Annotated in this window: 10 protein-coding genes; all 10 read right to left on the bottom strand. The window is 61.8% G+C overall.

Going from position 1 to position 13,676, the window contains the following annotated elements; genetic code table 11:
- Positions 1-460: 460 nt before the first annotated feature.
- Positions 461-2,635, bottom strand: a complete 2,175-nt coding sequence (locus CAQU_RS10395; RefSeq protein WP_075727502.1) for a S9 family peptidase — start codon at positions 2,633-2,635, stop codon at positions 461-463.
- Between the two features lie 103 nt (positions 2,636-2,738).
- The gene (locus tag CAQU_RS10400; RefSeq protein WP_075727504.1) at positions 2,739-3,617 is read right to left on the bottom strand and encodes a phosphoribosylaminoimidazolesuccinocarboxamide synthase; all 879 of its coding nucleotides are present in this window, start codon (positions 3,615-3,617) and stop codon (positions 2,739-2,741) included.
- A gap of 109 nt (positions 3,618-3,726) precedes the next feature.
- Positions 3,727-6,135: a phosphatidylglycerol lysyltransferase domain-containing protein gene (locus tag CAQU_RS10405; protein ID WP_075727506.1), complete on the bottom strand. Its 2,409-nt coding sequence runs from the start codon at positions 6,133-6,135 to the stop codon at positions 3,727-3,729.
- Between the two features lie 216 nt (positions 6,136-6,351).
- Positions 6,352-6,615, bottom strand: a complete 264-nt coding sequence (locus CAQU_RS10410) for a metal-sensitive transcriptional regulator (protein ID WP_075727508.1) — start codon at positions 6,613-6,615, stop codon at positions 6,352-6,354.
- A 168-nt stretch (positions 6,616-6,783) separates the two neighbouring features.
- On the bottom strand, positions 6,784-8,484 hold the full coding sequence (locus CAQU_RS10415; RefSeq protein WP_075727510.1) for an FAD-dependent oxidoreductase: 1,701 nt from the start codon (positions 8,482-8,484) through the stop codon (positions 6,784-6,786).
- 193 nt (positions 8,485-8,677) lie between these two features.
- Positions 8,678-8,836, bottom strand: coding sequence for a hypothetical protein (locus CAQU_RS12855; protein WP_169836041.1), 159 nt, complete (start codon positions 8,834-8,836; stop codon positions 8,678-8,680).
- A 385-nt stretch (positions 8,837-9,221) separates the two neighbouring features.
- Positions 9,222-10,472, bottom strand: coding sequence for an alpha/beta hydrolase (locus CAQU_RS10420; protein WP_075727512.1), 1,251 nt, complete (start codon positions 10,470-10,472; stop codon positions 9,222-9,224).
- Entirely contained in the window at positions 10,472-11,887 is a 1,416-nt protein-coding gene (purB, locus tag CAQU_RS10425) for an adenylosuccinate lyase (protein WP_425429696.1), read from the bottom strand. The genes CAQU_RS10420 and purB overlap by 1 nt, the downstream gene beginning before the upstream one ends.
- Positions 11,884-12,972 (bottom strand): pyridoxal phosphate-dependent aminotransferase, encoded by a 1,089-nt coding sequence (locus CAQU_RS10430; protein ID WP_245797260.1) that lies wholly within the window; start codon positions 12,970-12,972, stop codon positions 11,884-11,886. The genes purB and CAQU_RS10430 overlap by 4 nt, the downstream gene beginning before the upstream one ends.
- A gap of 44 nt (positions 12,973-13,016) precedes the next feature.
- A complete protein-coding gene (locus CAQU_RS10435) occupies positions 13,017-13,676 on the bottom strand; it encodes a potassium channel family protein (protein WP_075727518.1) in 660 nt (219 codons plus the stop codon).

The raw sequence follows: 13,676 nt of genomic DNA on the forward strand, positions 1-13,676 counted from the left end.
GAAGTTATTTGCTTGGTTTCCCCATTCCACGTAGGCGGCAGCGCGTGAGCTGGAATAAACCTCTTAAAAAGTTAGTACACACATGGGGGTACTGTCTCCCAGAGTTCCTTTAAGCAGTAGATTCGATACCTAATTGTTACGTGACACAGTGTGGCGAATTTTGTGACAGGCTCCACATCTGTGAATTTTTCGGGATCACCACGTTTCTATTCATGCAGTTCATGCCCTTTTTGCCCCTAGGCGTGGTGGCTTGCCGCCATGCGAAAAGTTAATATCTGGCACAAAATTGACATGCCCCCACTTCACCCACACAGGCTACCCCCTCAACACCCCCGCCGACCCCCGGCGGCCGATACACTCCCCCACCCCACACCGGAACCGAATAGCATTCACCCCCGATTTTCACCACAACATTGTTGCGAAAATGTTGGGGTTGGAAAACCGGGGGTGAAAACCGCAACTACTCCGTCAGACCGGTGATCTGGTTGATCATCCACGCATACTCAAACGCGGCCTGGCGCCAGGAGTCATAGCGACCGGAGACACCACCGTGGCCAGCAGCCATCTCCGTTTTCAGCAGGAACTGCCCACCCGTTGCGGTAGCGCGCAGCTTCGCGATCCACTTGGCCGGCTCCACATACAAAACGCGGGTGTCGTTAATGCTGGTGACCGCCAAAATGTTGGGGTACTGCTTAGCTTCCACGTTCTCATAGGGGGCGTAGGAGGCCATGTAGTCATACACCTCCACCTCCGCCAGCGGGTTGCCCCACTCGTCCCACTCAGTGGCAGTCAGCGGCAGCTCCGGCATCAACATGCTGGTCAGCGGATCCACAAAGGGCACTGCGGCGTGGATAGCGTGGAAGTACTCGCCACCCATGTTGGCGACCGCGCCCATGAGCAACCCGCCGGCACTACCACCGGATGCCACCATCTGCTCCCGGGTGGTCACGCCACGGCGCAGCAGATCCTTGGCCACCGCGATGAAGTCGGTGAAGGTGTTCTTCTTCGTCACCGTCTTGCCGGTGTCGTACCAGCCGCGCCCCATCTCCCCGCCGCCGCGCACGTGGGCGACCGCAAAAATGATGCCGCGATCCATCAGCGACATCCGGATCAGGGAAAACGCCGGATCAATGGAGTGCTCATAGGAGCCGTAGCCATAAAGCAGCACCGGGTTCGGCTGGCCCAGATCCAAATCCGCGCGGTGCACCAGCGACACCGGGATGCGCACCCCGTCTTCCGCGGTCACCCACAACCTGGTGGAGGTGTATTCGCTCGGGTCGTAGCCGCCGATCACTTCCTGCTGCTTGAGCACAATCCGCTCGCCGGTGGCCGGATCCAGCTGGTACAGGGTGCCCGGGGTGGTGAAAGAGCCGTAGCTGATGCGCAACACTTGCGCATCCCACTCCGGGTTCGCGCTCATCCCGCAGGTATACAGCTCCTCGTCGAAGTCGATTTGCTCGAAAGTGCCAAACAGCTTCGCCACCGACCCCTCGGCAGCATCCGGGTTGGGGGCACCGTGCTTGAGATCCATGATCGCCAACCGGCCAATGCCGCCGGCACGATAGCCCAACGCCAGGTAGTCGCGGAAGGGATCAATGCCCTCGATGCGCACATCATCGCGGTGCGGCACCAAGGTGTGGGACTGGTCGAACTCCAGCTTTTCGCCCACCTTGTTCACACTCACGGCAAAGTTCGGACCGAAAGCGTTGTGGGTGACCACCCAATAATCCTCGCCGGCGACCTGCACATGATCGACGTCGTATTCCAGGCCGGATTCGCGTTCGCGGATAAGCGTCAACTCCCCTTCCGGATCATCCGCATTCAGGTAATACACCTCGCTGGTGATCTTCGAGCCAGCCGCCACCAGCAGGAACTTTTCACTGCGGGTGGTGCCCACCCCCAACCAAAAACGCTCATCGTCTTCCTGGAAGACCAGCACATCGTCTGCCACATCGGTGCCGAGCTTGTGGCGCCAAATCTGGTACGGGCGCCAGGCCTCATCCACGCGGGTGTAGAAGAAGTAATCATCACCCAGCCAGGTGCCGCCCCCGTCGATGTTTTCCAGGCGGTCAGGTAGCAGCTCACCGGTTGCTAGGTCTTTAAACACCAGGGTGTAGCGCTCATCGCCGGCGGTATCGGTGGAGTAGGCCAGCACCGTGCCCGAATCGTTCGGGGTGGAGGTGCCCATGGCGAAAAAGTCGTGCCCCTCGGCCAGCTCGTTACAGTCCAGCAGCAGCTGCTCGCCCGGCAGGGGCTTTTCCGGATCAACCGTGGGAGGAACCTCGTCGGCAGCCCCGGTGGCCTTCACCCGGGAGACCATCCCGTAGCTTTTGCCTTCCTGGGTGCGGGTGAAGTACCACCAGCCGCGGATACGGGTCGGCACCGACATGTCGGTTTCTTTCACCCGGTTTTTCAGCTCGGTGAAAAGGTTTTCCCGCAAGTTGGCAAGGTGCGCGGTTTGGGCCTCGGTGTAGGCGTTTTCCGCATCCAGGTAGTCGCGGACCTCCTGCGAGGCCTTTTCACGCAACCACTCATAATCGTCGACAAACTCGCGGCCGTGGTGGCTGCGCACAATCGGGCGCTTGGCGGCGACCGGGGCGGTGACTTCAGCGAAAGAATTCGAGGCATTAGACATGCCGACCATCCTACGCACCAGCGGCCACCCCGCACCGAAGCAAGACAACCGCACAACCAAAAACCCACCGGCCTGTAAAGGCTGGTGGGTTCGCGCTGAGCGGTTAGGACGCTAGCTGGTTGAGGTAGTCCTCAAAACTCTGGCCGGTGATCTTTTCATAGGCATCCACGTACAGGGCGCGGGTCGCGGCCACCACCTCTTGCGGAAGCGAGGGGATGTTGTCCCAGTCGGTGGTGTTGGCTGCCACCCAGTCGCGCACATACTGCTTATCGAAGCTGGGCTGGGGCTGGCCTTCCTGGTACTTATTGGCCGGCCAGTAGCGGGAGGAATCCGGGGTGAGGACCTCGTCGGCCAGCACCAGCTGGCCGTTTTCGTCGCGCCCGAATTCGAACTTGGTGTCCACCAGGATGATGCCGGCTTTCTCCGCGATGGCTGCGGCCTGGGAGTAGATCGACAAGGTGGCGTCGCGCAGCTGTTCGGCGGATTCGCGCCCCAGCTTGTCGACCATGTACTCGAAGGAGACGTTTTCGTCGTGATCGCCGAGCTCCGCCTTGGTGGCCGGGGTGAAAATCGGCTCCGGCAGCTTGGATGCCTCAGTAAGCCCTTCGGGAAGTTCGATGCCGCACACCGTGCCGGTCTGGCGGTATTCCTTCAACGCACTACCGGTCAGATAGCCGCGGGCCACGCACTCGAAGGGCACCATGTCGAGCTTTTTGACCAGCATGGCGCGGCCGCGCGCCTCGCGCGGGATGCGCTCATCATCCAACTCGCCTGCCAGGTGGTTGGGGAAGTCGATGGTGTCGAAGAAGAACTTGCTCATCCCGGTGAGGATCTTGCCCTTGTCCGGGATGGGGGTGTCGAGGATGTAGTCGAACACGCTGATGCGGTCAGAGACCACCATCAGCAATGTGTCCGGATCGACGGAGTAGATTTCGCGTACTTTGCCGGCGGCGATGCGCTCGTAATCATTTAAGCTGCTCACGTGTTCCCACTGTAGTGGTGCCGGTTGCCAGATAGCGTCTGCGCGGGGTTAACCCCTACCCCCCGTAGTGCCTTTCTGTCCCACCCATCCAGCGCCGCAACCGGGTGGGTTAGCTGGTGTGCCCGGCGCGCAGTTCGCGGGCGGTGGTGGCGATGTCGTGGATGTCCATGGTGGGCAGGTAGCACTTGACAACGGCTAGCCCGATGGCGGGGAGGGTGAGTTCGTCTTCGTAGAGCAGTACCCAGTTGTGGTGTTGGGGGCGGAATTTTTTCTTGAAGCTGGCCAGGGAGCGGAAGCCGTAGAGGGGTTCCATGGTTTGGCCGATGTAGTCCAGCAGGTTATCCAGGGGGCTGGGTTGGTGGGTGTCGCCGGGGGTGGGTTCGTGGGCCAGGGGTGCGCCGGAGAGACTGATGAAGTCGAGGCCTTCCTCGTGGGCGCTGATGGCGGCTTCGGCGATGAGGTATTCGACGACGGGGCGGAAGCCTTCGGCGTCGCGGCGCATGAAGTCGAGGACGAGTCCGCGGGTGTGCCCGTTGTTTTTGGTTTCGAGCCAGCTGGTGATGCCGTGGAGGTGGCCTGTGTCGTCGACGGCGATCAGCAGGCGGGCGTTTTTAAGTTCGTTGATGCCGCCGAGGGTGAATCCCATTTCGGGCAGTGCTTTGTCGCTGACCCATTGTTCGGAGAGTTCGATGATTTTTTCGCGCATGCCGCTTCCGGCTTCATCCCAGGTGGTCCAGGTGGCGGTGATGTTTTCTTTGGTGGCGCGGTTGCGGGCGGTGCGGATGTCTTGGAATTTTTTGCCGGTGAAGGCGACGGTGTCGCTGGTGGGGATGATGGATTCTTGGGCGACTTGGACGGGTTTGTAGCCGGGGCGGGTGAAGGTGTCGGGTACGGAGTACCAGGCCACTGTGAGTCCTTGTTCGCTGGCGTAGTTTTCGAAGCCTTGGGCGGCGTCGTGGCGGATGCTGTCGATGTCGTGGGGGTTGTCGGTGTGGGCGATGACGGGTTCGCCGAGGGTGACGGCGATGCCAGCGTGGATGCGGTAGGCGACGTAGGCGAGGGCAGGTGTTTGATCGGGCTGGTGGTGTTGCGGTGTGGGGGTGTGGAACCAGTAGTGGTTGCCGTCCCATAGGGTCATGGCGCTTAAGTGGTCGCCGGTGCCGGATGTGAAGATGCGGCGGGCTTGGTTCTGGCTGTGTGGGGGTCGGGGGGTGTCGATGAGGGCGAGGTAGATGATGATGGCGAGCCCGCACCAGAAGATGATTGTGGGGGTGGCGGTGGCGGCCCAGGCGGCGGCGCCGTGGGGTAGGTGGGTGCGGGTGTGGCCGATGGCGTGGGGCAGGATGACGCGGCCGAAGTCGGCTGTGGTCCAGGTGGGGGTGAAGTGGTGGCGCAGGATGAAGCTGCTGGCCGCCCAGAGGGTGTAGGTGGCGGCGGTGAGTGCGGCGGTGGCGGCTAGTGCCCGTGTGGTGCGGGTGGAGGGGATGGTGAACAGGGTTTTGGTGGCCAGCAGCAGGATGAGTGCAAGGGTGCTGGGTAGCACGGCGCCGAGGGCGTCTGTGATATCGAGTGCGGTGGTGGGGTTGGTGTCGGCGAGTGCTGTGGTGAGGATGCTCAGGGCGATGAGGTGGCTGGTGAGCATGAGCCACCAGGCCAGTCGGCGCCCGCGCCCGAGGCCTAGGGCGATGACGGCGACGACGATGAGGGGGAGGATGTTGGTGGCCATGCTGGCGGTGTAGCTGAAGGCGTTGCCGGCGAGCAGGTGGGTGCAGCCGCTGGTGGGTTGGTGGGGGTTTCCGGCCCATCCGGCCTGTTCGGCGCAGATGCGGATGGCTTCGTTGCGGCTGAGTGCGTCCGCGCCGGTGAGCAGCATGGAGTTGTGGAAGATGCCGCTGCCGCCGGGGATGGTGGCGGTGATGACGGGCCCGGCGAGGGTGGCGAGTTGGGCGGTGGCGATGAGGATGCGGGCTTCGCGGCGGGAGGTGCGGGGGCGGCTAAAGCCGCGGCCGGCGTGGAGTTGCCCGGCGATAATGCCGGTGGTGGTGCCGGCGATGAGGGGGAAGTCGGAGAGGGTGCCGCTAAACAGCAGGAGGGTGGCGGCGAGAGTGAGGGTGCCGATGCGGATGCGGCGGCGCCATAGGGCGCTGAAGTGGGCGCTAGCAAAGGTAGCGGTGAAGAAGATCCAGGGCCAGGGGGTGAGGTAGAGCTCGTGGTGGAATTCTTCAGCCCAGCGCCCGCCGGCTTGGGAGACCACCCACGCCGCCCCGAGTCCTATGGTGGCGCTGATGAGTTGTCCGCAGACGATGACGATGCAGGTGGTGGTGGGGCCGAGTTTTTTCGCCGCCGGGTAGAGCAGCACAAAGATCCATAGGGCGCTGAAGATGCTGCCGATGATGGTGGCGTCGGTGAGTCCCGCGGTGAGAAGTTGCCACCAGTCAGGGGTGAGGGTGGCGGCGAAGTCGAAGGGGAGGAACCTGGCGGCCACGATGACGATGAGGGACAGGACTGCGATCAGCATGGGGTGGGGTTGTCTTCCGCGCTGGTGTGGTGGGTGCGCTGTGGGGGGCGCGTGGTGTGGTCTATGGAAAAACTGTATCGCTTAAAGCCCGGTGGGTGGGGCACTGTTGGGTTGTGGGGTGGGGTGTGTGGGCATGTTTTAAGGCCCTTTGGTGCCAGCGGTGCTGCGCCAAAGGGCCTTAAATGTGGGGTTGGTGCCTCAAGGGCTGCGCGGGGTTTAGCGCAGGGAGAGGAACATTTTTTCGAGTTTTTTGCTGTCGACGGATTCGCCGGTGGGATCATGCCGGAAGCATTCCTTCATCCCGTGGGTGATGATGGTGAATCCGGCCCGGTCCACGGCGCTGGAGACAGCGGCGATTTGGGTGACGATGTCTTCGCAGGGTCGGCCTTCTTCAATCATGCGGATGACGGCTGCGAGTTGTCCGTTGGCGCGTTTGAGTCGGGTGAGTGCCGGCTTGACGGTTTCTGGATCGATTTCCATCGAGGGTGTCTTCCCCTTTCGAATCCTTTTTGTGCGCGGCCAGCCACATCATCTTCGGCCGGCCGGTGAGACTTAAAGGTTATCTGAATGCGGGCGCGGGCTGTACTTGGGTTACCCGCGCCGCCGTTTTGCAGGCGGTGGTGACTTCGGCATCCGCGCGGCGGGTGTTTAGGCGCTGCGCTGGCGTTTTGCATCCATTGCGGCCCAGGTTTTGTAGCCGCCGGCCAGGTTTTTGGCGCCGATGCCGTACCCGGCGAGCAGGCACACGGCGCTGTGACCGCGTACGCCGACGGCGCAGTGCACGATGAGATCTTTGCCGCCGGCGAGTTCGCGGATGGCTTCGATGTTGTCGCGCAGGGCGTCGAGTTCGATGTTGGTGGCGCCGGGGATGTTGCCGGCGGCGTATTCGCCGGGGGTGCGCACATCGAGGATTTTGTGCCCGTCGGCGACCATGGTGTCCATGGTGAAAATGTCGACGGTGTCGGATACCCCGGCGAGCATGTTGTCGGCCACGAATCCGAGCATGGTGACGGGGTCTTTGGCGAGCCCGAATTGGGGCGCGTAGGCCAGGTCGATGCCGGCCAGGTCGGTGACTTTGAGCCCGCCGGCGATGGCGGTGGCGAGCACGTCGATGCGCTTGTCCACGCCCTCGCGGCCGACGGCCTGGGCGCCGAGGATGCGGTAGGTGTCGGCGTCGAAGACGAGTTTGAGCGACATTTGGGTCGCCCCCGGGTAGTAGGTGGCGTGGTTGAAGGGGTGGGTGTGGATGGTGCGGTAGTTCACGCCGCGGGCTTTGGCGGTGCGCTCATTCCACCCGGTGCAGGCGGCGACCAGCCCGCCGACGCCGACGATGGCGGTGCCGAGCACCCCGATGCGGCCGCGGCTGTCGGCGTCCCCGGCGCGGCCGGCCAGTTCGGTGGCGGGTGCCAGGCCGGCGATGATGTCGGCGACGGTGCGGCCGTCGCGGTTGGCGCTGTTGGCGAGCGGCACGTGGACGCTGGCGTTGTCGAGGCGGTCGCGTTTGGCGACGGCGTCGCCGACGGCGTACACGTCGGCCAGGTTGGTGCGGTGCTGCTCATCAACGAGGATGCCGCCGCGCTGGTCGAGTTCGATACCGGCGTTTTTCGCCAGCTCCGTGTCGGCACGCACGCCGACCGCGGCGACCACCAGGTCGGCGGGCAGCTCCTCGCCGTTGTCGAGTTGCACGTGGGTGTCGGTAATTCCCGTGGCCATCTGGCCGGTGCGCACCGCCACGCCCATCTCCACCAGGTGGTTGTCGACCATGGCCGCCATTTCCTCATCCAGCGGGGCAAGGATCTGCGGGGCTGCTTCCACCAGGGTGACCGCGATGCCGCGGGCGTGCAGGTTTTCGGCCAGTTCCAATCCGATGAACCCACCACCCATGATCACCGCGGTTTTCGGCTTGTCATCCAGCACGCCCACCAGCTGGTCCACGTCGTCGATGTTGCGCAAGGACTTCGCCCGCTCAATGCCGGGGATCGGCGGCAGGAAAGGCTTCGCCCCCGGGGCAAGCAGCAAGGCGTCATAGGCGATGGTTTCTTCACCATGTGCCGTGGACACGGTCAGGGTTTTCGCGTCCGCATCAATGGCGGTGGCTTCCGTGCCGACCCGCACATCCAGGTTGAAGCGCGCTTTGAGGCTTTCCGGGGTTTGCAGCAGCAGCGCGCCCCGGTCCGCAATCACCCCGCCCGCATAGTAGGGCAGGCCGCAGTTAGCGAAGGAGACGTACTGGCCTTTTTCGACGACGATGATTTCGGCGTCTTCCATCAGGCGGCGCAGGCGGGTGGCCGCGGACATGCCGCCGGCGACCCCGCCGACGATGACGATGCGTGTGGTGTTCGAATCCATGGTGAAAATCAACCCCTTAAGGGAGGTAGGTGACAGCCGGGCTAGACCTGGGGGAAAAATCCAGCAAGGATTTTTTCCCGCAGGTGCCCGCCCGGCCGTGGAGAAGAGATGTGAAGAAGAAAAAATGTAAGCGATCGGCTACACACCACAACCGGTGCTGCATGCTGCCAGGCCACCGGCTGCGACCACAGTACTAGCCGCCGAGCAGGCGGGAGAGGAAACCGCCGCCGGAGGTGCGCTCACAGGTGCACTGCTGGTTTTTCGGAACGTTGCGCATGACCTGGTCGACGTGCTGGCCGCAGCCAGCCCAGGTGGTCTTGCCGCACTTCTTGCAGGTAACGGGACGGCACATGAGAAAACTCCTTGGGTGAACTGTTCAAAGACGCATACGGCAGGTGGGCTGCACCTAACCACCCCGCCTTAATGACAATGGATACCTGTCGCGGCGGGAGCACTGGGCGCACATTCCATGCACCCCACACCACACAAGCTATACCCCCCGGGGTATATCGTCAAGGGGTTTTGCCCTTTTCCTTTACTCCCCCACCCCCATCACCCACACCCCACACTAGCGCCCACACACCCCACGCTTAGTGGAAACGCACCCACCCACCCCCACCCCTCACCCCAAAAGCTACCCCCCAAAAAACCAACCGGCACCCCACCGCCCCACCACGGCGGAGAACCGTCTTGTGCGTCTTTTGTGTCTTAGGACGTTTCAGGGCGCTCAAGGGCGTTTAAGGACGCTGCGCCCGCTCCACCACAAAATCCAAGTACATATGAAACGCCTCCCGCCACGTCTGATAACTATGCCCACCCGGCACCGTCACAAAGGTCGTATCCATCCCCGCCCCAAGAGCCAAAACATTGATCTTTTTCAGCGCCTCAACCGCCTCCGGATCGGACTCGCCAGCAACAAAACGACCCGCAATCCCCCGATAGGTGTCCTTACCCTGCGCCGCCTCCAACAAATCCACCGGATTCACCGCACGAAACGCCGCCTCATCACCACCAAAAAACGCCTGCACCGTCTGCTCATGCGTACCAATCGACGGCTCCCACTGGCCCGAAAAATCCAAAAACGTGTCATACACCTGCGGGTGATTCGTCACCACCTGCAACGCACACGTCCCCCCATAAGACAAACCCCCAATCGCCTTACGCCGATCACTAACCCGGAACTTACGCTCCAACTCCGCCGGCACATCCACCGCCAAATACGTCTGCACCTTATCCTTCGGGCCATCCACACAAATCGGATTACCCAAAAAAGACCCCGTCGCATCCACACTGACCACAATCGGCGCAAACCCACCATGATCCAACTGATACTCATCCAAAGTGTTCTCCGCCCCACCAGAACCAAACCACTGCACCGGACGGCCCGGATTACCCGCCATCAACACCAACAACGGAAAATCCTTCCCCCGATTCTCCGGGGCAAAATACGCCGGCGGCACATACGCCTTAGCCGGACGCGCATGAAAACCAGACTTCTCACCCGGAAGATCCAACGTCACCAACGCCCCCACCGGGCGGCCATCAATCATCGGCACCGAATCAGGCAACTGCGCATAAGAGACCTCCACCGCCTTCGGCGCAGGATCCAAAGACTCCAACGTGGGGTACTGCTGGTAGGAAAAATTCGCCACCGCCAAACCACACACAATCGCCACCACCGCAGCCAACCCCACCGGAATGCGGCGGCCACGCTGCGCAATCGCCGCAGCCACCACAAACGCCGCCACACCCCCAGCAACATAAATCTCCAGCGGAACATGATCCGGGAAAGGCTTCCACACCACCTCGAGCACCAACCACACCAGCACAGTGGTCACCACAGCACCAACAGCAGCCTTCACCGTCGCACGCCGCAACTGCGGATGCAGCACAGCATGCAACGCCACCAGCGCCGCCAGCGCCAACAAACCAAACACCACCCAGTGGGCGTGCACACCGGTGATGGAGGCGCTCAACAACTCCCGCATTACAAAATGTCACCCGGGCAGTACTCAGCGGCACCCGGATGCGCAGCCTTCAACTGCTCCACCCGAGCCAACACCCGATCCACCTGACCAGTCGCATCACCAATAAACGCCGCCCGATCAGCCAACGCCTCGTCCAACTGCGCCTTCGACAACGGCATCCGCTCATCAGCAGCCAAACGATCAATCAAATCCTGCTCGCCACCGTTTTCGCGCATATTCAACGCCACCGCAACCGCATGCTCCTTAATCAACTCGTGGGCAGTCTCACGACCAACCCCCGCACGCACCGCAGCCATCAAAATGCGCGTCGTCGCCAAGAACGGCAAATAACGCTCCAGCTCACGGTCAATCATCGCCGGGAACGCCCCAAACTCATCCAGCACCGTCAAAAACGTCTCAAACATGCCATCGATGGTGTAGAACGCATCCGGCAAAGCCACACGGCGCACCACCGAACAGAACACATCCCCCTCATTCCACTGCTGGCCAGCCAAATCAGCCACCATCGACATATAGCCGCGCAGCAAAATCTGCATCCCGCCCACACGCTCACAGGAACGGGCATTCATCTTGTGCGGCATCGCAGAAGAACCAACCTGGCCCTCCTTGAACCCCTCCGTGACCGTCTCATTACCCGCCATCAAACGAATCGTGTGCGCCAACGACGACGGACCCGCCCCCAACTGCACCAACGCAGAAATCGCATCAAAATCCAACGAGCGCGGATACACCTGGCCCACCGAATCAAACACCCGATCAAAGCCCAAATGCTTCGCAATCGACGCCTCCAGCTGCGCCAGATTCTCCTCCCCGCCAAGCAAATCCATCATGTCCTGAGAAGTACCCATCGGGCCCTTAATACCGCGCATCGGATACCGCGCCAACAGCTCCTCCGCACGCTGCACCGCCACCAACATCTCATCAGCAGCAGAAGCAAAACGCTTACCCAACGTCGTCGCCTGGGCAGCCACATTGTGCGAACGGCCAGCCATCACCAACGACTGATACATCGCAGCCCGGCGCGCAATCCGATCCAACACCGCCACAGACTTCTCCACCACCAGGCGCAACGCCGAATGGATCTGCAGCTGCTCGACATTCTCCGTCAAATCACGGCTCGTCATGCCCTTATGGATGTGCTCGTGCCCAGCCAACGCATTGAACTCCTCAATACGCGCCTTCACATCATGACGGGTCACCTTCTCACGAGCCGCAATCGAAGCAAGATCAACCTGATCCACCACCCGCTCATAATCAGCAATCGCCGACGCCGGAATCTCCACCCCCAGCTCAGCCTGCGCCCGCATCACAGCGATCCACAGCTTGCGCTCGGCAATGATCTTGTTCTCCGGGGCCCAAATATCGACCATCGCCGCAGAAGCGTAACGGCCAGCCAAAACGTTAGGGGTGCTCATGAGTTCTTTATCCATTCCTGCATACGCTCAAGCGCAGCAACTAAATCTTCCGTGCGACCGCACAGGCTCAACCGCACATGGGTGCGGCTGGCAGAAAAATCCACGCCCGGCGCCAACGCCACACCAGTGGCATCCAGCAAATCGGCGCAGAACTTTTGCGAATCATTTGTCAATTGTGCCCCATCCGCCCAAATGTAGAAAGACCCATCCGGGGCGACGGGGACAGAAAAGCCCATCTTTTCCAAAGCGGGCAACGCCACCTCCAAATTGGTGGCATAACGGGCAGCCAGCTCATCAAAACTCGCCGTGTCATCAAAAGCAGCCAACGCCGCATACTGGCCCACCGCCGGCGGACACAACGCCAGGTTGCCCTGCACATTTTTCACCGGCTCCACCAGCTCATCTGGCAAAATCAGCCAGCCCACCCGCCAACCGGTCATGGTGAAGTACTTCGACATCGAACCCACCACAATCGCGGACTGCGAAAACGACCGGGCGGTGGCCGTTTCCGGGCCAAAACTCAACCCGTGGTAAATCTCATCAGAAATCAACCACACATCTTTTTCTTCGGCCCACCGGCACAACCGCCCCAACTGCTCCGGGGCAATAATGGTGCCCGTCGGATTCGCCGGAGACGTCACAATCGCCGCCCGCGCCTGCGGGGCAAAGCGCTCAAACAACTCCGGCGACGGCTGGTAGTGATCTTCCGGACCGACCGGCACAATATCGACCGCCACATCCAGCGCCTTGGCGGTATTGCGATAGGCCGGATACCCCGGGTCAGTAATCGCAATATGATCCCCGGCGCTCAAGCAGGCCACAAATAGCGCCACCAAACCGCCCGAAGACCCCGTAGTCACCACCACGTTGTCCGCCCGCGTATCCACCCCATAGGTCTCGCGATGCCAACGGGCAATCCGCTCCCGCAACTCAGGCAGACCAGCCACCGGGGTATAGCCATGATCCGCATTCGCCGCGGCACGCGCCACGGAATCCGGCAACACGGCCGCGGGCTGTCCCACGCACAACATGATGGCGTCCCCGTGGGTGCGCTGGCGCTCATGCGCCAGACCCACGATATCCATCACCCGAAAAGGTTCAATCTGGCTGCGCGGGGACACCTGAGCCATTAGTCGCTCGCCCCGAAACGCTCAAGGTCTTGAACCCGACCAGCAGCAATAATCAGATCGCCAGAAACGATCTCATCATCCGGGGTAACCGGGCGGAACTGCTGCTTATTGCGGCGAATCGCAACAATGGTCACCTCGCCAGGAGCCTTGGAGACCGGCTTACCAATCAACGACATCGGCGGAGCCAGCTTCACCATCGCGAAATCACGATCGAATTCCACATACTCCTGCACGCGGCCCGAAATCAGGTGGGCGACACGACGACCCGTGTCCCGCTCCGGGCGGATCACGTGGTGCACACCGATACGCGACAAAATCTTGGCGTGGCTGGCGTTATCCGCCTTAGCCCACACGTTCGGCACCTTCATATCCACCACGACCGCGGACGCCGTCAACAGGGAGGCACCCATGTCGGAGCCGATACCGATGACCACACGCGGGGCCTCGTGCACACTCAACTGGCGCAAAGCATCAATATTGGTGGTGTCGGCCACCGCCACGTGCGTCAACAAGGGGGCGGCCTTAGTGACGATCGACTCGTCAGCATCCACACCGAGAACCTCGATGCCGGAGTGGACGAGCTCCTCCCCCAATGCCATACCAAAGCGGCCGAGCCCAAGGACCACCACTGGGGGAATCTTCTGCTTGGGGCGAAACAT

Source organism: Corynebacterium aquilae DSM 44791, from assembly GCF_001941445.1.
Lineage (GTDB): Bacteria > Actinomycetota > Actinomycetes > Mycobacteriales > Mycobacteriaceae > Corynebacterium > Corynebacterium aquilae.

Excerpts from the sequence above, each read along its gene's own strand:
- CAQU_RS10395 (WP_075727502.1), bottom strand. The coding sequence starts at position 2,635 with ATGTCTAATGCCTCGAATTCTTTCGCTGAAGTCACCGCCCCGGTCGCC.
- CAQU_RS10405 (WP_075727506.1), bottom strand. The coding sequence starts at position 6,135 with ATGCTGATCGCAGTCCTGTCCCTCATCGTCATCGTGGCCGCCAGGTTC.
- CAQU_RS10410 (WP_075727508.1), bottom strand. The coding sequence starts at position 6,615 with ATGGAAATCGATCCAGAAACCGTCAAGCCGGCACTCACCCGACTCAAA.
- CAQU_RS10415 (WP_075727510.1), bottom strand. The coding sequence starts at position 8,484 with ATGGATTCGAACACCACACGCATCGTCATCGTCGGCGGGGTCGCCGGC.
- CAQU_RS12855 (WP_169836041.1), bottom strand. The coding sequence starts at position 8,836 with ATGTGCCGTCCCGTTACCTGCAAGAAGTGCGGCAAGACCACCTGGGCT.
- CAQU_RS10420 (WP_075727512.1), bottom strand. The coding sequence starts at position 10,472 with ATGCGGGAGTTGTTGAGCGCCTCCATCACCGGTGTGCACGCCCACTGG.
- purB (WP_425429696.1), bottom strand. The coding sequence starts at position 11,887 with ATGAGCACCCCTAACGTTTTGGCTGGCCGTTACGCTTCTGCGGCGATG.
- CAQU_RS10430 (WP_245797260.1), bottom strand. The coding sequence starts at position 12,972 with ATGGATATCGTGGGTCTGGCGCATGAGCGCCAGCGCACCCACGGGGAC.
- CAQU_RS10435 (WP_075727518.1), bottom strand. The coding sequence starts at position 13,676 with ATGTTTCGCCCCAAGCAGAAGATTCCCCCAGTGGTGGTCCTTGGGCTC.